Genomic DNA, 18,628 nt, shown 5'->3' on the forward strand with positions numbered 1-18,628 from the left:
CGCGACTTAAGCTGGCAGGCGTGATTGAGGTCTTCGGCTGGTTCGCAGCTGCGCTGGGCGTGTCGTCCAGCATCCCGCAACTGGTCCGCATCCTCAGGTCGGGCACCAGCGCCGGCGTGTCATTGACGCTGTGGCAGCTGGTCACCGGCAGCACCGCCGCCTGGGCCGTCCACGGTTTCCTGGCGCAGTCGCCGCAGATGCAGGTGCCCAACGTGCTCCTCACGGTGGCTTCGCTGGCCATCGTCGTCTTCGTGCTCCGCGACCGCGGCGAGTCCGTCGCCCACCACCTCGTGCTCCCCGTCGTCGTAGCCCTGTCCCTCTCCGGCCTCAACCTGTGGCTGGGGCCCGTCTTCTTCGGCTTCGCCGTCCTCGTGCCGCAACTGGTGGGTCAGTTCGCGCAACTGCGCGAACTGGTCACTGCACCCCATGTCGAGGGCGTTTCCGGCAGCTACCTCACCCTGATGCTGATCGTGCAGGCCATGTGGTTCGGCTTCGGGATGTTCAAGCCGGACTGGGCGCTGATCATCTGCGCCGGGGCGATGACGCTCTCCTGCGTCGCGAACCTCGCCGTCTACCTGGTGCGGCGGGCGCGCGCAGGCAGCACCCCGGACGTGGTCGCCGTCTCCTGACCAGGGAGGGCTGGCCTAGACTCTCGGGCATGGACTTTCGTGATCAGGCCATCGCTGCCCGCCAGGCGTCCGTCGAGCTCGCAGCGCTGAACCGCGCCCAGAAGGACACGGCCCTCCAGGCCATGGCTGACGCGCTGGCGGCCGCCGAGCACGAGCTGCTCGAGGCCAACGAGGTCGACGTCGCCAACGCCCGCAGCGCCGGCACCGAGGAATCCATCGTCGACCGGCTGAAACTGACGCCCGCCCGCATTGACGCCATGGTGCAGGGCCTCCGAGACCTCGCCGCGCTGCCGGACCCCGTCGGCGACGTGGTCCGCGGCTGGAAGCTCCCCAACGGCGTCTCCGTCCGCCAGGTGCGGGTCCCCTTCGGCGTGGTCGGCATCATCTACGAGGCGCGCCCCAACGTCACGGCCGACGCCGCCGGCATCTGCCTGAAGTCCGGCAACGCCGCCCTGCTGCGTGGCTCGTCGTCGGCCCTGAACACCAACCGCGTCACCATCGCAGCGCTGCGCAAGGGGCTCACCGACGCCGGGGTCACCGCTGACGCGGTGCACCTGATCGAGGGGGGCCGCGAGGTCACCGGTGAGCTGATGCGGGCCCGCGGCCTGGTGGACGTGCTCATCCCGCGCGGCGGCGCCGGCCTCATCCAGGCAGTGGTGGACGGCTCCACGGTGCCCGTGATCGAGACCGGCACCGGCAACTGCCACGTCTTCGTCGACGCGGACGCCGACATCGACCAGGCGATCACCATCCTGCTGAACGCCAAGACCCAACGGCCCAGCGTGTGCAACGCCGCCGAGACACTGTTGGTGCACCGCGACATCGCCGACGCGTTCCTGCCCCGCGCGTTGGAGGCCCTCTCCGGCGCCGGCGTCACCGTGCACGGGGACGACGCCACCCGCGCCTACTCCGACGCCGTGGTGCCTGCCGCCGCTGACGAGTACGACGCCGAGTACCTCACGCTGGACCTGGCGACGAAGGTAGTGGACTCCCTCGACGAGGCCCTGGCCCACATCCGGGCCCACACCACCGGCCACTCCGAGACCATCGTGACCCGTTCCCGCACCTCCGCGGACCGCTTCGCGGCGGAGGTCGACGCGGCCGCCGTCCTGGTCAACGCGTCCAGCCGGTTCGTCGACGGTGGCGAGTTCGGCTTCGGCGCCGAGATCGGCATCTCCACCCAGAAATTGCACGCCCGCGGCCCCATGGGCCTTCCCGAGATGACCAGCTCCAAGTACGTCATCGAAGGCGCCGGCCAGGTCCGCGGCTGAGCAAACCACCCTGACCACCACCACTGATTGCTAGGATCCCCTGCCATGAACCTTCTTCTGGAGACTGCCGCTGAAGCCCCACTCGTGCCGAGTTGGGTCATGGGTGCCATCGTCCTCGTGATCCTCCTGGGCGTGGTCGTCTGGCTCATCGGCTTCGGATCCGGTCGGCCCAACAGCCGGTGACGTCGACGGAACTGGGGGAGGCGCGGCTAGAGCGCCCTGGCCGCTGGCGCCTGGGCGTCATGGGTGGCACCTTCGACCCCATCCACCACGGCCACCTCGTGGCCGCGTCGGAAGTGGCCGCCCAGTTCGGCCTTGACGAGGTCGTCTTCGTGCCGACGGGTGTGCCCTGGCAGAAGCGGCACCGTCGGGTCTCGCTGGCCGAGGACCGCTACCTGATGACGGTCATCGCGACGGCCTCGAACCCCCGCTTCTCCGTCTCGCGCGTCGACATCGACCGCGAAGGCGACACCTACACCGTCGACACGCTCCGCGACCTCCGCGCTGAGCGTGGCGACAACACGGACCTGTTCTTCATCACCGGAGCAGACGCGTTGCGCCAGATCCTGACGTGGCGCGGCGCCGAACAACTCTTCGACCTGGCCCACTTCGTCGGCGTGACCCGGCCCGGCGTCCCCATGACGAAGGACGACCTGCGCCACCTCCCCGAGAGTGCGGTCACGCTCCTCGAGGTGCCCGCGCTGGCCATCTCATCCACAGACTGCCGCGACCGCGTCCGGGGCCATCAGCCCATCTGGTACCTCGTCCCGGACGGTATCGTGCAGTACATCGCAAAGCGGGGGCTGTACCCGGCCCCCATGACAGGAGTTCCAGATGACCATTCCTGACGACGTGCTCGAGCCCGTCCGGATCGCCGCCCAGGCCGCGGCCGACAAGAAGGGCCACAGCATCGTCGCCTTCGACGTGTCGGAACAGCTGTCCATCACGGACGTGTTCCTCATCGCCTCGGCAGGCAACGAGCGCCAGGTGGGCGCCATCGTCGACGGTGTGGAGGAGGCACTGCTCAAGGCCGGCCGCAAGCCCGTGCGCCGCGAGGGTGACCGCGAGAACCGCTGGGTGCTGCTCGACTACATCGACTTCGTCGTGCACGCCCAGCACACCGAAGAGCGGCTGCTGTACAACCTGGAGAGGCTCTGGAAGGACTGCCCCCAGATCCCGCTCGACATCCACCTGCCTGAGGAGGCAGACGAGGAGCTGTGAGGATCGCTCACGCCACCCGCCTGGTGCTGCTGCGGCACGGTGAGACGGACCACAACGCCCAGGGCAGGTTCCAGGGCCATGCGGACATCCCCGTCAACGACACGGGTCGACGGCAGGCCGAGGCCGCGCGCGACCGTCTGGTGCCTTTCCACTTCGATGCCGTGTACACCTCGCCGCTCGTGCGTGCCGCGGAGACGGCCCGCATCGTTCGGCCCGAGGCTGAGCTTGTCGTCGACCCACGGTTGATGGAGATCAACGTGGGCTCGTGGGCAGGCCTCACCTGGGGTGAGGTGCACGCGCTGATGCCGGACTATGAGGCCAAGTACGCCGACGGCGTCGACTTCCGGCGCTCGCCCGAGGGCGAGACGCTCGCAGAGGTGGTGGAGCGCGGCAGGCCGGCGCTGCTGGAGATCGCGGAGAGACACGACGGCGGCACCGCGCTGATCGTCTCCCACGGGCTGTTCCTCAACCGAGTGCTGCACTCGCTGCTGGGCCTCGAGGGCCGGGTGCTCGGCAGCCTCGCCAACGCGCACCACTCCGAAGTGGGTCACGCGCACGGCGCCTGGCGCCTGCTGGCCCACAACGTCGGCTGATCGAACAGCAGAGCACCCACGCCCGGGTGGGCGTGGGTGCTCTGCAGTTGCGGGTCAGACGCGCGGTTGGCGCTCAATCCACTGGGCCAACTCGACGCGCGGCCCGGTGAAGAACGGGGTCTCCTCCCGCACGTGGAGGCGGGCCTCGACGCCGCGCTGGTGGCGCATCGCGTCGGTGAGCCGGTGCAGTTCGTCCGCCTCGAAGGCGAGGATCCACTCGTAGTCGCCCAAGGCGAAAGCAGACAACGTCGAGGCGACGACGTCGGGGTATTCACGGCCGGCGATGCCGTGCTCCATGAGCATCTTGGAGCGGTGTTCTTCGTCGAGGTAGTACCAGTCGAAGCTGCGCACGAAGGGGTAGACGGTCAGCCAGGGGCGCGGGGCGAAGCCGGCGAAGCAGCTGGGCACGTGGGCGCGGTTGAACTCGGACGGGCGGTGCACCGCCACCACGGACCACACGGGGGAGAGGTAGTCGCCCAGCGCGCTGCGGCGCAGCGCGTGGTAGGCGGCCTGCAGCTTCTGGGGGTCGTCGGAGAGGGTCCAGACCATCAGGTCGGCGTCGGCGCGGAAGCCGGCGACGTCGTAGAACCCGCGCACGGTGACGCCCAGGTCTGCCATCTTCTGCTCAACCGACGTGAGGTCCACGTCGAGAGGCAGTGGAGCGGCCAGCTCGAACACCGAATACATGGCGTAGAGCGACTGCTGGTTGATGGCCTCGAGGTCGACATCGGTCTGGTCGCGTTCGTCGCGACCGGGGTGCTTGCTCATCTCAGGTGCCTTCCTCAGGTGGTTGCTGGACGGGGCAGGCAGCACCGTCCCGTCGAGAACTGACAGATGGTGGTGTCTTCCGCCTCGCCCCTGGCCACAGCCGCGCGGTGCAGCAGCTTGTCCACGAGCATCGCGACGAAACCCTCATCGGTGCCGACGGTGGCGGCCCTCTCGTAGGGGAGGCTGAGGCGCTCGGCGGTCTGCTTGGCCTCGGTGTCGAGGTCGTAGGCCACCTCCATGTGGTCCTTGATGAAGCCGAACGGCACCGCGACGACGCCGGCCACGCCCTCTTCGGCGACCTCTTCGAGCCGGTCGTTGATGTCGGGCTCCAGCCACGGGATGTGCGGGGCGCCGGAGCGCGAGCAGTAGGTGAGCTCCCAGGTGAGGGTCTCGCCGAGCGTCTCGGACGCCTCGCGGGCCACCGCCTCGGCGACCCTCAGGTGCTGGGCGTCGTAGCGGCTCTCGGGCTCGCCGGTGGCGGAGGCCTGGTTCATCGTGAGCGGGATGGAGTGGGTCACGAACAGCACCCTGAGTTCGCCGTCGCCGATGCGGCCCCACATGGTGCGCACCCCGTCGACGACCGCGCGGGCGTTGGCGGAGACGAACTCAGGGGTCTCCGCGAACGGGTCGATCTTGTCGATCTCGATGTCCTTGCCGTCGCGGGCGCCCAGGAGGTCCTCGCAGTACTGGCGGCAGCTGGAGTAGGAGCGGTACGCGGAGGTGGCCAGCGCGAGGACGCGGGTGTGGCCGTCGCCGATCAGCTCGTCGACGGTGTCGCCGATGTAGGGCGTCCAGTTGCGGTTGCCGATGACGACGGGCACCTCGATGCCGCGGCGTGCCAGTTCGGCGCGCACCGCCTCCATGAGGGCGGCGTTGAGCTCGTTGATCGGGGACTTCCCGCCGAACAGCATGTAGTGCTCGGAGACCTCCAGGAGGCGTTCATCCGGGATGTTCTTGCCGGCGGTGGCGTTGCGCATGAACGGCAGCACGTCGTCAGGTTTGTTCGGTCCTCCGTAGGAAGCGAACAGCACTGCGCTGTAGGGCTCGAGGGTCACATGGCCTCCCTGTCGAGGGTTGAATCGAGATCAGTCACGCTCAGGCTGGTCGCCGGGCAGGAATCTGTCTCCAGGGCGTCGGCGTCGATGCCGGGGGTTTCCCCGATGCCATAGAGCTCCGCCATGGCGTTGAGGTATTCATCCGTGCGGCCGCGTTGGGCGGCCAGCTTGGCACGGGTGGAGGGGATGTGCAGCAGGCGGGTGGCCAGCCGGCGCAGCGCGAGCGCCGCGTCGTCGTGCGACAACAGGCGGTTGGGCAGGCGGGTGACCTCGTCGTCCACGAGGCCCATGACGGCCTCGCGCAGGCCCACCACGGCGGGGTCGACGACGCGGGCGCGGAGCTTGGTGCGCGCCTCGGCGAGGCCCTCGTTGACGATCGACTGGGCGCGACGGGTGTCCTCCGCGATGCCGGAGCCGACGGACTGCTGGATGGTGGCCAGGTCCACGACGTGCACGCCGGGCAGCGTGGCGACGGCGGGGTGGACGTCGCGGTTGAGCGACAGGTCCAGGAAGCGGGCGGGGCCGGTGACGTCCGCGGGGGTGACCACATGACCGCCGCGGCCCCGGCACGTCACCACGACGTCTGCGGAGGGCAGCGCGTCGGGCAGCGATTCGATGTGGCCGATGCCGTGGCTCTCGGCGAAGTGGGCCCCGCGGCCGCTGGCGGAGTGGACCGTCAGGTTGGTGACGCCGCGGGTTCGGGCAGCAGCGACCACGGCCCCCGCGTAGGAACCGGTGCCCACCACCAGCACCCGGGCTGAGGGCCAGTCCGCGACGTCGATGAGGTCCAGGCCCGCGCTCACGACGGAGCGCCCGGCGCCCTCGAGGCTGGTTTCGCGTGCGACGCGGCGGGATGTCTTCAGCGCCTCCTCGACGGCGATGTTGAGCGGCAGCGACGTGTAGCCGAGGTCCTGGGCATCCATGAGGGCGCGGCGCAGCTGGCCTGCGATCTCGCGCTCGCCCACCACCATGGAGTCGAGCCCCGCGGCGACGCGGAAGACGTGGCTGAGGGCCGCCTCACCCAGGTACAGGTCCCAGGCCGGCGGGGTGGCGAAGTGGTCGTTCAGGGCGGCTCGCAGCTGCCCCGGCGTGGCCTCGCCGTTGGTGTCGAGGATGATCTCGACGCGGTTGCAGGTGCTGAGCACCACGGCGCCGGTCACTTCCGGCACGTCGCGGAGCCGGTCGACCATCCCCTCGATGTCGGCGGCAATCCGCTCGACCTCGGACAGGCCCTGCCGGTTGTGCTGAATGGAGAAGACACGCATTGTCACAGTGAGCCTCATTCAACCACCTTTGCCCGATAGGGCAGAATCGAACTCACCATGAGTTCACTGCTTTCAGCCCTCATCGGGCAGCGTCCCGAGAAGCTCCCCGTCTGGTTCATGCGCCAGGCCGGCCGCTCCCTCCCCGAATACAAGGCCGCCCGCGTGGGCACCACCATCCTCGAGGCCTGCCTGAAACCCGAGTTGGCGGCGGAGATCACGCTGCAGCCGGTGCGCCGTCACAAGGTGGACGCGGCCATCTTCTTCTCCGACATCATGACGCCCCTCGTGCTGGCAGGCGTCGATGTGGACATCGAGCCGGGCATCGGGCCCGTGATCGAGAACCCCATCCGCACCGCCGCCGACGTCGACAGGGTCGTCGGCCACCGGATCGAGGACCCCTCGGCGATCTCGGAGGCCGTGCGGCTGGTCGTCGCAGAGCTGGGAGAGAGCACTCCGCTCATCGGCTTCGCCGGCGCCCCGTTCACGCTGGCGGCGTATCTGGTGGAGGGCCGCGGTTCGCGTGACCACCTGCAGGCCCGCGCCATGATGCATGCGGATCCGGCGGCGTGGCACAGGCTGCTCGACTGGGCCGCGGAGCTCTCGGGCGAGTTCCTGAACGTGCAGATCGACGCCGGCGCCCGCGCCGTGCAGCTGTTCGACTCCTGGGCCGGCTCCCTCAGCCGCGCGGATTACACCGGGAAGGTGCAGCAGCACTCGGCGCGGGTGATGGCCGCGGTCGAGGGCCGCGTGCCCCGCATCCACTTCGGCGTCGGCACCCGCCACCTCCTCACCGACATGGCCGAGATCGGCGTCGAGACCCTGGGTGTCGACTACCGAACGCCCCTCGACGAGGCCGCCTGGCTCGTGCCGGGGGTTCCGCTGCAGGGCAACATCGATCCCGCGATGCTCGCCGCCGGCTGGGACGCCCTGGAGGCCCACACCCGTGATGTCGTCGAGCGCGGTCGCCAGGCACCCGCGCACGTCGTGAACCTGGGCCACGGGGTCCCGCCCACCACTGATCCCGAGGTGCTCACCGACCTGGTGGCCCTCATCCACGAGCTGTGAGCGGCTCGCGCGTCGCCGTCATCGGTGGCGGCCTCGCCGGAGTGTTGTCCGCCCTGCGGCTGCAGGAGGCGGGTCACACCGTCGAACTGCGGGAGGCGGCGCCTCGGCTGGGCGGCATGATTGCGCCCCTGCGGCTCGGCTCCGTCGAGGTCGACTCGGGCGCGGAGGCCTACGCCACGCGTGGCGGGGTCGTGCGGGCCCTCTGTGAGGACCTCGGACTCGAGGTGGCGGCGCCCCAGGGCACGCCCCACATCTGGTGGCGGCATGGCACCTTCCCCATGGCTGAGGGCGTGCTGGGCATCCCCAGTTCGCTCGACGACCCCGCTCTGGCTGTCCTCGAGCCGGATGAATTCGCCGCCGTCGCGGCCGAAGCGCAACTCGGGCGCCACGTCGGGGCCACGGCCACGACGGTGGGCGACCTGGTGCGGGCCCGCCTGGGCGAGGCGGCCCTCGCCAAGTTGGTGGCCCCCGTCGCCCAGGGCGTGTACTCCCTGTCGCCGGACAAGATGCCGCTCTCGGCGTTCGCGCCGACGCTGCTGGAGGCGCTGGCCACCGAGGGTTCGCTGCTCGCGGCGGTCGCGCTGGTGCGCGGCCCGGGCAGCGCCGCCGTCGAACAACCGATCGGCGGGATGTTCCGCCTCATCACCGCCATCGCGGAGCGTTTCGTCACGGCCGGCGGCAGCGTGCGCACCTCGGCGTCGGTGTCGTCGCTGCGCCGCGGGGGATCGGGCTTCCTGCTGACGCTGCATGACGGTGAGGTGCTGGACGTCGAGCGTGTCGTCATCGCCACCCCCGCCGCGCCCGCCGGAGTGCTGCTGGGCAATCTCGGGGTCGAGATCCAGGTGCCACCCGTCCGGACCGCCCGCTCGGCGTTGCTCGCCGTGACCACACCTGCGCTCGATGCCCATCCCGTCGGTTCGGGCGTCCTGTTGGCGGAGCGCGACGACACGTTGCACGCCCGCGCGCTGACGCACTATTCGGCCAAGTGGCCGTGGGCTGAGACCGGGCAGCACGTGCTGCGCCTCAGCTATCCCGAACACATCCTGGCCACCCGCGCGGACGCCCTCCGGGACGCTTCTCGGTTCGTGGGCGTGGAGATCCAGGAGCACGAAGTGCTCGGGTTCGCGTCGGTAGGCTGGGATTCAATGCCCACCCGCATCGACGCCTCGAACCGCGACTTCATCGTGGAGACGGCGCTCGAGGCCGGCGTCGATCTGGTCGGCGCCTGGCTGGACGGCAATGGGATCGCCGCCGTGGTGGCGGGAACGACAAGAGTGGTGAGATGAAGCTGAAGCTGGGCACCAGGGGATCAGCCCTCGCCGTGGCGCAGTCGGAATTGATCGCCGACGCGCTGCGCGACCGGGGGCACGAGGTTGAACTGGTGCGGATCCGCACCGGCGGCGACGTGGAGCGCGGCTCCCTCACCCAACTCGGTGGGCTGGGGGTCTTCGCTGCGGAACTGCGTACCGCCCTGCTGGACGGGGTCTGCGACTTCGCCGTCCACTCACTGAAGGACCTGCCCACCGCGCCGGTGCCGGGCCTGAGGATCGCCGCCATCCCGTTGCGCGCCGACGCCCGCGACGCACTGTGCGCCCGGGACGGGCTAACGTTCGCTCAGCTGCCCACCGGGGCCACCGTGGGAACCGGGTCGCCCCGCCGCGTCGCCCAGCTGCGCGCCCAGCGGCCGGACCTGCTCTACGTCGACATCCGCGGGAACGTGGGTACGCGGTTGGCTCGCGTCAAGACAGACGACCTCGACGCCGTGGTGCTCGCCGCCGCCGGCCTCGAACGACTGGGCATGACGCAACACATCACTGACTACCTGACCATCCTCCCCGCCCCGGGCCAGGGCGCGTTGGCCCTGGAATGCCGCACCGACGACGAGGTGCTGGCCGCAGAGCTCGCCGCCCTCGAAGACCCTGACACCAGGCTTGCCGTCGAGGCCGAGCGCGTGGTGCTGGAGAACCTCGGTGGCGGCTGCGCCGCGCCCATCGCGGCCCACGGGCACGACGGCGAACTCGAGGCCGCCGTCTTCGCGCTCGACGGCCGCAGATCGGTGACCGCCAGGGTGACCCTGAGCGACCACGCCGGGGCCATCGCCGCCGAGGAACTGATGCAGCTGGGCGCTGAGACGGTGGCGGAGCTGACCGCCTCGCGTCCGTCGCGGCTGGCTGAACTCCACGACGACTCGTCGCTCTGGGGCGGCGAGGACGTGCTGGCCGGCCTGCGCATCTTTGTGCCGCGCGCGGACACCGGAGACCTGGTGGGCGCCCTCCGCGCCGCGGGCGCCGAAGTGGTGGCCGAGCCCGTCCAACGCCGCGTGACACTGCGCCCAGAGGGCAGCTTCACCGACGCCGACTGGGTGGCGCTGACGTCGCCCGCCACGCTGGAGGTGCTCGACGAGTTGGGGATGACCATCCCCGAGCAGGCCCGCGTGGCGGCCGTGGGTGCGGCGACGGCGCGGGCGGCGCGCGAACGCGGCATCGACGTGGATCTGGTTCCGCAGGGTGCTTCCAGCGCCGCGGCCCTCGGTGAGGCCTGGCCCGCGGGCAGCGGACTGGTCGTCATCCCCGGGTCCGCGCTGTCGTCGACGGTGCTGGCGGAGGAACTGAGACGCAAGGGCTACGCGGTGGACCAGTTCGCGGTCTACACCATGGAGCCCGTCGATGACGTGCCTGGCAGCCTGCGGGGCGAGTATGAACGCTGCCTGTTCGATGTCGTGGTGATCCTCGCCGGCTCGATGGGCCGCGCCGTCGATCAACTCCTTGGTTGGCCGCAGGGTCTGCAGGTGGTGGCCTTCGGCCCGCCGTCGGCCGCCGCGCTGCGCCAGCTGGGCGTCGAAGTGGCCGCTGAAGCCCGCACCCAGGACGCCGAAGGGCTCATCCACGCCATAGCCAACCTCCCGAAGGGACATCGATGATCCAGTTCCGACCACGCCGCCTCCGCACCACGGCGGCCATGCGCCGGCTCGTGCGCGAGATCGAGGTGCGTCCCTCGCAGCTCGTGCTGCCCATGTTCGTCTCGGACGTGCCCGGGCAGATCTCCTCGATGCCCGGCGTGCGTCGCCACGGCATCGACGAGATCGCGCGTGCAGCGGAGAGTGCCGTCGCCGCCGGAGTGGGCGGGCTGATGCTGTTCGGCGTGCCTGAGGACGCGGCCAAGGATGAGCAGGGCTCGCAGGGTTGGGCCGAGGACGGCATCCTGCAGCGAGGGCTGCGGGCCGTACGCAACGCCGTCGGGTCTGACACGGTCATCGTGGCCGACACCTGCCTCGACGAGTTCACCTCCCACGGGCACTGCGGTTTCCTGACCGCGGACGGCGCCGTCGACAACGACGCGACGCTCGCGGCCTACGTCTCGATGGCCATCGCCCAGGCCGAGGCGGGGGCCCACGTGGTGTCGCCGTCGGGGATGATGGACGCCCAGGTGGAACACATCCGGGCCGGCCTCGACGGGCAGGGGTTCCAGGACACCGCCATCCTTGCGTACGCCGCGAAGTACGCCTCGGCGTTCTACGGTCCCTTCCGCGAGGCGGTCGGCTCGTCCCTGCAGGGTGACCGGCGCACCTACCAGCAGGACCCGGCCAACAGGCGCGAGGGGCTGCGTGAGGCCGAGCTGGACCTGGCCGAGGGCGCCGACATCGTGATGGTGAAGCCCGCCGGCTACTACCTCGACGTGCTCAGCGACGTGGCCGCAGCGTCGGACGTGCCTGTGGCCGCCTACCAGGTGTCCGGCGAGTACGCCATGATCGAGGCGGCCGCGGCGCAGGGCTGGATCGACCGCCGCGCCGCAGTGGCAGAATCAGTGACCGCGATCACGCGGGCCGGTGCAGATATCGTGCTCACCTACTGGGCGGAGGAGTTGGCGACGTGGCTGAAGTGAACCTGTTTGCGCGGGCGAAGGAGATCATCCCGGGCGGCGTGTCGTCGCCCGTGCGGGCGTTCGGCTCAGTCGGCGGTGACCCGGTCTTCATCCGCGAGGCTCGCGGCCCGCATGTCGTCGATGTCGCCGGGCGTGAATGCGTGGACCTCGTCTGCTCCTGGGGGCCCGCGCTGCTCGGCCATGCCCACCCGCAGGTGATCGAGGCCGTCAGGGAGGCGGCCGGCCGTGGCCTCTCCTTCGGGGCGCCCACGTTGGCGGAGGTGGAACTGGCTGAGGCGATCCACGCGCGCGTCCCGGTGGCGGAACAGGTGCGCTTCGTCTCCACCGGCACCGAGGCCACCATGACGGCCATCCGGCTGGCGCGCGGCGCCACCGGGCGCGACGTCATCGTGAAGTTCGCCGGCTGCTACCACGGGCACTCCGACGCCCTCCTCGCCGCTGCCGGCTCCGGCGTCGCCACCCAGGGCCTGCCTGGTTCCGCCGGCGTGACGGCTGCGGCGGCAGGCGACACCCTCGTGGTCGAGTACAACGACCTCGAGGCGCTCGCCAGGGTGTTAGACGAGGCGGGGGAGCGCATCGCGGCCGTCATCACGGAGGCCGCGCCCGCCAACATGGGCGTGGTTCCGCCCGCTCCGGGCTTCAACGCGGCCCTCCGCGAGCTCACCGCCCGCCACGGTGCGCTGCTGATCGTCGACGAGGTGCTGACCGGTTTCCGGGTGGGGCCGGGCGGCTGGCTCGGTCTCGAGGGCGGCTACGCCCCGGACATCGTGACGTTCGGCAAGGTCGTTGGTGGCGGCATGCCGCTGGCCGCGCTCGCCGGTCGCTCTGAGGTCATGCAGTTCCTGGCCCCCGTCGGGCCGGTCTACCAGGCGGGCACCCTGTCCGGGAACCCGCTGGCCACCGCGGCGGGCCTCGCCACGCTGCGCCTGGCCGACGACGCCGTCTACGCCCACGTCGACCGCCGCTCCCTGGAGCTGCAGGCGGCCGTGACGGAAGCGCTCACCGCAGCCTCGGTGCCGCACACCATCCAGGCGGCCGGCAGCCTGTTCTCCGTCTTCTTCCGAGACGGTGCCGTTGCCAACTACGAGGACGCCAAGGACCAGGACACCCAGGCCTTCGCCCGCTTCTTCCACGCCATGTTGGACGCCGGGGTGGCGCTCCCGCCGTCGGCTTTCGAGGCCTGGTTCCTCTCGGCGGCCCACGACGACGCGGCCATGGCCCGCATCACGGACGCCTTGCCGCTGGCGGCGCGGGCTGCCGCTGATTCATGAGAGGCTAAGCAGCAATCACATCGGAAGGATCTTTCGTGAAGCTTCGGTTGGGTACGCGTGGTTCAGCATTGGCGCTGGCACGCTCCGCGATGGTTGCTGAGCTCCTCAGGGCGCAGGGCCATGAAGTCGACATCGTACGGGTGGCCACGGAACACGTGGACACCATCCACATGGCCGAGGGCTACTCCCTCGGCGTGTTCGCCCAGGAACTGCGCACGTCGCTGCGCAGCGGCGCGGTCGACGTCGTCGTGCATTCCGTCAAGGACGTCCCACTGTCCGACCGCCCTGAGGACCTCACGTTCGCCGCAGTGCTGAAGCGTGGCGACCATCGCGATGCGCTGTGTTCGCTCAGGGGCATGCCGCTGGCTGCGTTGCCGCGCCGCTCCCGCATCGGCATCACGTCGCTGCGGCGCCTCGCCCAGTTGCGCGCCCTCCGCCCGGACCTGACGTTCGTCGACGTCGGCGGCACCCTCCAGGACCGCCTGCGCCGGCTCGAGCCCGGCGACCTCGACGCCGTGGTCGTGTCGGCCGCCGGGGTTCATGCCCTCAAGGTGGAGGACCGGGTGGCCGAATACCTGCCCATCCTCACCGCACCCGGTCAGGGGGCACTGTCGCTCGAGTGTCGCCGGAGTGACCAGGAGACGCTGGAGGCGGTACGCGAACTCGACGACCTCGAGACCCGCATCTGCATCGAGGCCGAGCGCGCAGTGCTGACGGGTCTCAACACCACCTACCTGGCCCCTGTGGGAGCCCTGGCCACCCGCCGCGGCATCCTCGGCCTGAAGGCGGGCATCTTCTCGATCGACGGCACCAAGCGCACCGTCCTGGAGATCGGGTTGCCCACCTCCGAGTACCACGCGCAGCGCACCGGTCACAACGTCGCTGAGGCCCTGAAGGCGCGCCGGGCAGACCGGTTCATCACCGCCGAGGCGCTGGAGGCCGTCAAGATGACGGCTGACCACGCCGACGACTCCACCTTCATCGAGAGCCCGGAGGACGACGATCGCGTCAGGGTGCTGTTGCCCCGCCAGGAGGGGCGGATCAGCCAGGCCATGCGCGAGAACGAGTTGCGCGTGGACTGCGTGCAGCTCCAGGAGGCACGCCTGCTCTCGGCAGACAACATCATCGGCGACGCCGACTGGGTCGTCATCCCGTCAGGGCAGACGGTGTGGGCGTTGCGCGAACGCGGCTGGGACATCCCGGCGCACACGAAGATCGCGACGATGGGCTCCACCACCCAGCGCACCGTCGAGGATTCGGGGCGCCAGGTTGATCTGAGCCCCGAAGGCACCGCCAGCTCCCAGAAGCTCGTCGAGCTCTTCCCGCCGGCCGACGGTGAGCAGCGCGTCGTCATCCTGTGCGCGGACCAGCTCTCCACCAAGCTGGAGACCGGGCTCCGTGCGAAGGGCTACACCGTCGAACGCAGCGAGATCTACACCATGGCCGACGTCGAGGAGATCGACCCGGCCCTGCGCACCCGCTGGGACGACGGGGCGTGGGACGCGGTCTTCCTGAGCCAGCCGTCGCTGGCCCATGTGTACGCCAAGAAGCTCGGTCACCGCGATGACGTGCGGGTGCTGGCCTGGGACGAGGCCACTGCGGCGGCTGTCCGTGAGGAGGGCGTCGACGTCTTCGCCGTCGCCAAGTCGAAGGACACCTTCGGTATCGCTGATCTCGCCCGTCAGCTCCACAAGGCTCGCCGCTAGTTCCTGCGTGCCGACGGGGGAGGCTCGGAGTGCGCGAGATGGTTCCGCACACCGGGCCTCCCCGTCGATTATTCCGGGGCGTCCGAACAACGAACTCCCGATTTGTAGTTCTCTCGGAGCATGCGCTAAAGTTTTCCGAGTCGCCGCAGGGCGGCAGTCGCGAGAGTGACACTGGGGCTATGGCGCAGTTGGTAGCGCGCTTCCATGGCATGGAAGAGGTCAGGAGTTCGAATCTCCTTAGCTCCACAAATGAACGGGCGTCTGGCTAGGCCAGACGCCCGTTTTCCGTTTCGCGCGGTACGTCTGGGTGCTCGAGTAGCAACTGACGGGCTGATGCGGGGTGCGCGGGATGACGGCCCGGCCCTGTTCTCCGGCAGGTTTTCGTCGTCAGCGGACAGATTGGCTCCACATACCGGTGGGGGTATACGATCAGGGCATGGCAACCGTTGAAATCACCAAGGAAAACCTCGAGCAGACCATTGCCGGCAACGGCATCGTCCTCCTCGACTTCTGGGCGGCCTGGTGCGGCCCCTGCCGTCAGTTCGGCCCCATCTTCGAAGAGGCTTCGGAGAAGCACCCCGACATCGTCTTCGGCAAGGTGGACACCGAGGCGCAGCGCGAGCTCGCCGCGGGCTTCGAGATCATGTCGATCCCCACGCTCATGGCCTTCCGCGACAACGTCATCGTGTTCTCCCAGGCCGGTGCGCTGCCCGGTGCCGCGCTCGAGGAACTGATCGAGGCCGTCGAGGCGCTCGACATGGACGAGGTCCAGGCGGAGATCGCCAAGCAGAAGGGCGGCGCGGAGGTCCAGTGACCCTCCCGGTCCAGCTCCAGAGCGAGCCGCGAACCTTCACCGCCGAGTTGGCCACCTGGCCGGCTCGGCGGTGGTTCTTCGCGGTGGCAACCGCTGCGGCCACCGTGCTCGTCGTGGCAATCCCCACCGCTCTCATCCCGAACCCGGTCTTCGGACGCGAGATCCCGCCGACGGCGTGGGCCTGGCCCGTGCTCATCGTGACCTCGGTCCTCGCGGGACTCGTCGCGGCCACCTACGTTGCGCGCAAGGACGCGGCCGACGCGGAACGGGGCGGGAAGCTGGGTGCAGCCGGGGCGTTCGTCAGCTTCTTCGCCGTCGGCTGTCCGGTCTGCAACAAGCTGGTGCTCATCGCACTGGGCTACACCGGGGCCCTGCAGTACTTCGCCCCGGTGCAGCCCTTCCTGGCGGGGGCCTCGGTGCTGATGCTCGCCGTCGCACTGGTGCTCCGGGTGCGCCGCGAGCGGACCTGCCCGCTGCCGGCCTAGAAGACGGGGCGGCCGCCCGTGACCCCCAGCACGGTCCCGGATACGTAGGACGCCTCGAGCGGGCTGGCGAGGAAGACGAAGGCGCCGGCCATCTCGGAGGGCTGACCAGGACGCCCCAGGGGAGTGTTGAGCCCGAACTTCGGCATCTCCTCGGCCTTCTTGGTGGCCGGCTGCAGCGGCGTCCAGATCGGGCCCGGGGCCACGGAGTTCACGCGGATCCCCTTGGGCCCGAGTTCGGCCGCCAGGTTGACCGTGTAGTTGTTGATGGCGGCCTTGGTGGCCGCGTAGTCGATGAGATCCACTGACGGGTCGTAGGCCTGGATGGAGCTCACGTTGATGATGCAGTCGCCCTTGTCGAGGTAGCCCAGCGCCTGCTGGGACAGCCAGAACAGGGCGTAGAGGTTGGTCTTGAAGGTCCGGTCCATTTCCTCCGTCTTGAGGTCTGCCAGACCGCCGTCGCGCCGGGCCCACTGGAATCCTGCGTTGTTGACCAGGATGTTGAGCCCTCCCAGCTGGCGGGCGGCGTCGTCGACCACCTTGCGGGCGATCGCCTCTTCGGTGATGTCTCCCGGAAGCAGAACGCACGTGCGGCCGGCGTCCTCCACCAGCTTCTTCACGTCCTCGGCATCGGACTGCTCCTCGGGCAGATAGCTCAACGCCACGTCGGCGCCTTCGCGGGCGTACGCGATGGCCACGGCCCGCCCGATGCCCGAATCGCCGCCGGTGATGAGGGCCTTCAGGCCATGCAACCGGTCACGGCCGATCCAGCCTTCCTCGCCGTGGTCCGGGAGGGGCGTCATCTCGGTGGTGAGCCCGGGGGGCGTCTGGCTCTGGGCGGGGAATGCACCCTCGTCCATGGTCTTTGCCTCAGCTGCCTTGGTGATTGCGTGCAGATCAGTCATGCGTTCCAGTCTTGTTCGCACGGCTGCCGGGCCAAACCCCCTCAGGGGTGGATCTACTTGGGGACGAACATCGGGTAGATGTTGTCGAAGCTCAGGCGGTAGCCCATGCCGTGCGACACGATCACGCTGATCCCCAGGACGATGGCGACGATGACGATGCCGAACGCGAGGCCCGCCGCCACCTTGGCGAGCGGGTGGGGAGTGTGGTCGTCGACGTTCTGGTGGGCGCCGTAGGACAGGGCCCTGATGCCGAGGGAGAAGATGGCCGGGAGACCGGCGCCGAGCAGGAGACCCGCGAGCAGGACCTGCGATGCGCCCTCAAGGGCAAGCCAGAGATTGTTCATGCCTTGCTCCTGACCCGGCGGTGGGGCTTGGCGGGCTGCTCAGGCAGTTGCCGTTGGGTGACGTCCTCGACCCATTCGTCGTTGACGTTCCTGTGGTCGACCCTGGTCTTCTGCGAGTGGAGGTACATCCACCCTGAGGCGATCGCCAGAACGAGGAACATCACGATGGCGCCGAACAGGCCGCCCAGGCTGTGTCCGACGAACCACATGGCGGCGCCGACGATGCCGGCGGCGGGCAGGGTGATCGCCCAGGCCATCAACATCCGGCCGGCCACCGACCAGTTGACCTTCGCGCGCTTGCCGAGGCCGGAGCCGAGGATGGAGCCGGTGGCGACGTGGGTGGTGGACAGGGCGAAGCCCAGGTGGCTGGAGGCCAGGATGACCGCCGCGGATGACGACTCCGCGGCCATCCCCTGCGGTGCGCTGATCTCGACCAGGCCCTTGCCGAGCGTCCGGATGATGCGCCATCCGCCGATGTAGGTGCCCAGCGCGATGGCCAGCGCACACGCCACCTTGACCCACAGCGGCACCGACGTGAGGTCCGTCCAGGTGCCGGTGGCGATCAGTGCCAGCGTGATGACGCCCATGGTCTTCTGCGCGTCGTTGGTGCCGTGCGCCAGGGAGACGAGCGACGCGGAACCGATCTGTCCCCAGCGGAACCCACTCTCGCGGTACTTCTCCGCGACCCCCTGGGTGATGCGGTACACGAGCCACGTGCCCACGGAGGCGACGGCGATGGCGATGGCCGGCGACAACAGGGCGGGCAACACCACCTTGCCGATCACCCCGTCGAGCTTCGTGCCGTCGCCGGCCCACTTGACGCCGCTCACGCCGAGCCCGGCCATGGTGGCACCGATGAGCCCACCGAACAGCGCGTGCGATGAGCTCGACGGCAGGCCCAACAGCCAGGTGAGCAGGTTCCAGACGATGGCACCCACGAGGCCGGCCAGGATGATCGTCAGCAGCGCCATGCCGCCGTCACCGATCAACTCCGGGCGTGGGGCGCCGCTGGAGTCCTGGATGTTGACCACGGCGTTGGTGACGGTCAGGGCGACTTCCACGGACAGGAAGGCGCCGACCAGGTTGAGGACTGCCGACAACGCAACCGCAACCTTGGGGGAGAGGGCCTTCGTTGCGATCGACGTAGCCATCGCGTTGCCGGTGTCGTGGAAGCCGTTCGTGAAGTCGAAGGCAAGTGCGGTGATAACGACAAGCGCTAGCACGATGAGTTCGGGGGACACACCCCTAGTCTGCAACCTCATGGCCCTGAACACGCAATCGGGGCAGGATAATCCTCACACTCTCCAGCGCGGTGGCGTCTCGCGGAAATGTCGGTGGACAACAGGGGTGTCGGGGT

At 69.6% G+C, this 18,628-nt stretch carries 20 protein-coding genes, 1 tRNA gene and 1 pseudogene; 16 read left to right on the top strand and 6 right to left on the bottom strand.

Annotated elements, in window-relative coordinates:
- The first annotated feature begins 20 nt into the window (after positions 1-20).
- The 6 genes from J7D54_RS06755 to J7D54_RS06780 are packed head-to-tail and all read left to right on the top strand — an operon-like array spanning position 21 to position 3,714.
- A complete protein-coding gene (locus J7D54_RS06755) occupies positions 21-629 on the top strand; it encodes a SemiSWEET family sugar transporter (RefSeq protein WP_182764793.1) in 609 nt (202 codons plus the stop codon).
- 29 nt (positions 630-658) lie between these two features.
- Positions 659-1,900: a glutamate-5-semialdehyde dehydrogenase gene (locus tag J7D54_RS06760; RefSeq protein WP_182764792.1), complete on the top strand. Its 1,242-nt coding sequence runs from the start codon at positions 659-661 to the stop codon at positions 1,898-1,900.
- Between the two features lie 45 nt (positions 1,901-1,945).
- Complete coding sequence (locus tag J7D54_RS06765) at positions 1,946-2,083, top strand: hypothetical protein (protein WP_182764791.1); 138 nt, start codon at positions 1,946-1,948, stop codon at positions 2,081-2,083.
- On the top strand, positions 2,080-2,748 hold the full coding sequence (gene nadD, locus J7D54_RS06770; protein ID WP_182764790.1) for a nicotinate-nucleotide adenylyltransferase: 669 nt from the start codon (positions 2,080-2,082) through the stop codon (positions 2,746-2,748). The genes J7D54_RS06765 and nadD overlap by 4 nt, the downstream gene beginning before the upstream one ends.
- Positions 2,735-3,121, top strand: coding sequence for a ribosome silencing factor (gene rsfS / locus J7D54_RS06775; RefSeq protein ID WP_182764789.1), 387 nt, complete (start codon positions 2,735-2,737; stop codon positions 3,119-3,121). Before nadD ends, rsfS begins: the two co-directional genes overlap by 14 nt.
- Positions 3,118-3,714 carry a histidine phosphatase family protein gene (locus J7D54_RS06780; protein ID WP_182764788.1) on the top strand — a complete coding sequence of 199 codons (597 nt, stop codon included), beginning with the start codon at positions 3,118-3,120 and terminating at the stop codon, positions 3,712-3,714. Before rsfS ends, J7D54_RS06780 begins: the two co-directional genes overlap by 4 nt.
- A gap of 54 nt (positions 3,715-3,768) precedes the next feature.
- Here J7D54_RS06780 and hemQ read toward each other — a convergent pair whose 3' ends face one another.
- The 3 genes from hemQ to J7D54_RS06795 are packed head-to-tail and all read right to left on the bottom strand — an operon-like array spanning position 3,769 to position 6,802.
- Entirely contained in the window at positions 3,769-4,482 is a 714-nt protein-coding gene (hemQ, locus tag J7D54_RS06785) for a hydrogen peroxide-dependent heme synthase (protein WP_182764787.1), read from the bottom strand.
- 14 nt (positions 4,483-4,496) lie between these two features.
- Positions 4,497-5,537, bottom strand: coding sequence for a ferrochelatase (locus J7D54_RS06790; RefSeq protein ID WP_182764786.1), 1,041 nt, complete (start codon positions 5,535-5,537; stop codon positions 4,497-4,499).
- Positions 5,534-6,802, bottom strand: a complete 1,269-nt coding sequence (locus J7D54_RS06795; RefSeq protein ID WP_245244220.1) for a glutamyl-tRNA reductase — start codon at positions 6,800-6,802, stop codon at positions 5,534-5,536. Before J7D54_RS06795 ends, J7D54_RS06790 begins: the two co-directional genes overlap by 4 nt.
- Before the next feature lie 57 nt (positions 6,803-6,859).
- Here J7D54_RS06795 and hemE point away from each other — a divergent pair, with 57 nt between their 5' ends.
- The 10 genes and pseudogenes from hemE (at position 6,860) to J7D54_RS06840 (ending at position 16,025) form a co-directional block, all read left to right on the top strand.
- Entirely contained in the window at positions 6,860-7,867 is a 1,008-nt protein-coding gene (gene hemE / locus J7D54_RS06800) for a uroporphyrinogen decarboxylase (protein WP_182764784.1), read from the top strand.
- Positions 7,864-9,153, top strand: coding sequence for an NAD(P)/FAD-dependent oxidoreductase (locus tag J7D54_RS06805; protein WP_182764783.1), 1,290 nt, complete (start codon positions 7,864-7,866; stop codon positions 9,151-9,153). The genes hemE and J7D54_RS06805 overlap by 4 nt, the downstream gene beginning before the upstream one ends.
- Positions 9,150-10,034, top strand: a pseudogene (gene hemC, locus J7D54_RS14440) (hydroxymethylbilane synthase); the annotation flags it as partial. The gene J7D54_RS06805 and the pseudogene hemC (J7D54_RS14440), both read left to right, overlap by 4 nt.
- 153 nt (positions 10,035-10,187) lie before the next feature.
- Positions 10,188-10,787, top strand: a complete 600-nt coding sequence (locus tag J7D54_RS14445; protein ID WP_371811091.1) for a uroporphyrinogen-III synthase — start codon at positions 10,188-10,190, stop codon at positions 10,785-10,787.
- A gap of 38 nt (positions 10,788-10,825) precedes the next feature.
- Positions 10,826-11,749 carry a porphobilinogen synthase gene (gene hemB, locus J7D54_RS06815; RefSeq protein WP_370585879.1) on the top strand — a complete coding sequence of 308 codons (924 nt, stop codon included), beginning with the start codon at positions 10,826-10,828 and terminating at the stop codon, positions 11,747-11,749.
- The gene (gene hemL, locus J7D54_RS06820) at positions 11,737-13,020 is read left to right on the top strand and encodes a glutamate-1-semialdehyde 2,1-aminomutase (RefSeq protein ID WP_182764780.1); all 1,284 of its coding nucleotides are present in this window, start codon (positions 11,737-11,739) and stop codon (positions 13,018-13,020) included. Before hemB ends, hemL begins: the two co-directional genes overlap by 13 nt.
- A 35-nt stretch (positions 13,021-13,055) precedes the next feature.
- Positions 13,056-14,726 carry a hydroxymethylbilane synthase gene (gene hemC / locus J7D54_RS06825; protein WP_182764779.1) on the top strand — a complete coding sequence of 557 codons (1,671 nt, stop codon included), beginning with the start codon at positions 13,056-13,058 and terminating at the stop codon, positions 14,724-14,726.
- A 173-nt stretch (positions 14,727-14,899) separates the two neighbouring features.
- Positions 14,900-14,972, top strand: a tRNA-Ala gene (locus tag J7D54_RS06830).
- 190 nt (positions 14,973-15,162) lie between these two features.
- Positions 15,163-15,540 (top strand): thioredoxin, encoded by a 378-nt coding sequence (gene trxA / locus J7D54_RS06835; RefSeq protein WP_182764778.1) that lies wholly within the window; start codon positions 15,163-15,165, stop codon positions 15,538-15,540.
- On the top strand, positions 15,537-16,025 hold the full coding sequence (locus J7D54_RS06840) for a hypothetical protein (protein ID WP_182764777.1): 489 nt from the start codon (positions 15,537-15,539) through the stop codon (positions 16,023-16,025). Before trxA ends, J7D54_RS06840 begins: the two co-directional genes overlap by 4 nt.
- Here the strand turns inward: J7D54_RS06840 and J7D54_RS06845 are convergent.
- From J7D54_RS06845 to J7D54_RS06855, 3 genes are read right to left on the bottom strand one after another with little or no spacing between them, the layout of a single operon-like run.
- Positions 16,022-16,927: an SDR family oxidoreductase gene (locus tag J7D54_RS06845; protein WP_245244186.1), complete on the bottom strand. Its 906-nt coding sequence runs from the start codon at positions 16,925-16,927 to the stop codon at positions 16,022-16,024. The two genes, J7D54_RS06840 and J7D54_RS06845, sit on opposite strands and share 4 nt — an antisense overlap.
- 53 nt (positions 16,928-16,980) lie before the next feature.
- On the bottom strand, positions 16,981-17,271 hold the full coding sequence (locus J7D54_RS06850; RefSeq protein WP_182764776.1) for a hypothetical protein: 291 nt from the start codon (positions 17,269-17,271) through the stop codon (positions 16,981-16,983).
- Positions 17,268-18,512 (bottom strand): inorganic phosphate transporter, encoded by a 1,245-nt coding sequence (locus J7D54_RS06855; protein ID WP_209455233.1) that lies wholly within the window; start codon positions 18,510-18,512, stop codon positions 17,268-17,270. The genes J7D54_RS06850 and J7D54_RS06855 overlap by 4 nt, the downstream gene beginning before the upstream one ends.
- Between the last annotated feature and the right edge of the window lie 116 nt (positions 18,513-18,628).

It is taken from the genome of Tessaracoccus sp. MC1865 (assembly GCF_017815535.1).
In the GTDB taxonomy this organism is placed as follows: domain Bacteria; phylum Actinomycetota; class Actinomycetes; order Propionibacteriales; family Propionibacteriaceae; genus Arachnia.

Bases quoted from the DNA above. Each gene is read 5' to 3' on its own strand.
- hemQ (WP_182764787.1), bottom strand. From the start codon at position 4,482: ATGAGCAAGCACCCCGGTCGCGACGAACGCGACCAGACCGATGTCGAC.
- J7D54_RS06795 (WP_245244220.1), bottom strand. From the start codon at position 6,802: ATGCGTGTCTTCTCCATTCAGCACAACCGGCAGGGCCTGTCCGAGGTC.
- J7D54_RS06850 (WP_182764776.1), bottom strand. From the start codon at position 17,271: ATGAACAATCTCTGGCTTGCCCTTGAGGGCGCATCGCAGGTCCTGCTC.
- trxA (WP_182764778.1), top strand. From the start codon at position 15,163: ATGGCAACCGTTGAAATCACCAAGGAAAACCTCGAGCAGACCATTGCC.
- hemE (WP_182764784.1), top strand. From the start codon at position 6,860: ATGAGTTCACTGCTTTCAGCCCTCATCGGGCAGCGTCCCGAGAAGCTC.
- hemB (WP_370585879.1), top strand. From the start codon at position 10,826: ATGCGCCGGCTCGTGCGCGAGATCGAGGTGCGTCCCTCGCAGCTCGTG.
- J7D54_RS06760 (WP_182764792.1), top strand. From the start codon at position 659: ATGGACTTTCGTGATCAGGCCATCGCTGCCCGCCAGGCGTCCGTCGAG.
- J7D54_RS06845 (WP_245244186.1), bottom strand. From the start codon at position 16,927: ATGACTGATCTGCACGCAATCACCAAGGCAGCTGAGGCAAAGACCATG.
- J7D54_RS06765 (WP_182764791.1), top strand. From the start codon at position 1,946: ATGAACCTTCTTCTGGAGACTGCCGCTGAAGCCCCACTCGTGCCGAGT.
- rsfS (WP_182764789.1), top strand. From the start codon at position 2,735: ATGACCATTCCTGACGACGTGCTCGAGCCCGTCCGGATCGCCGCCCAG.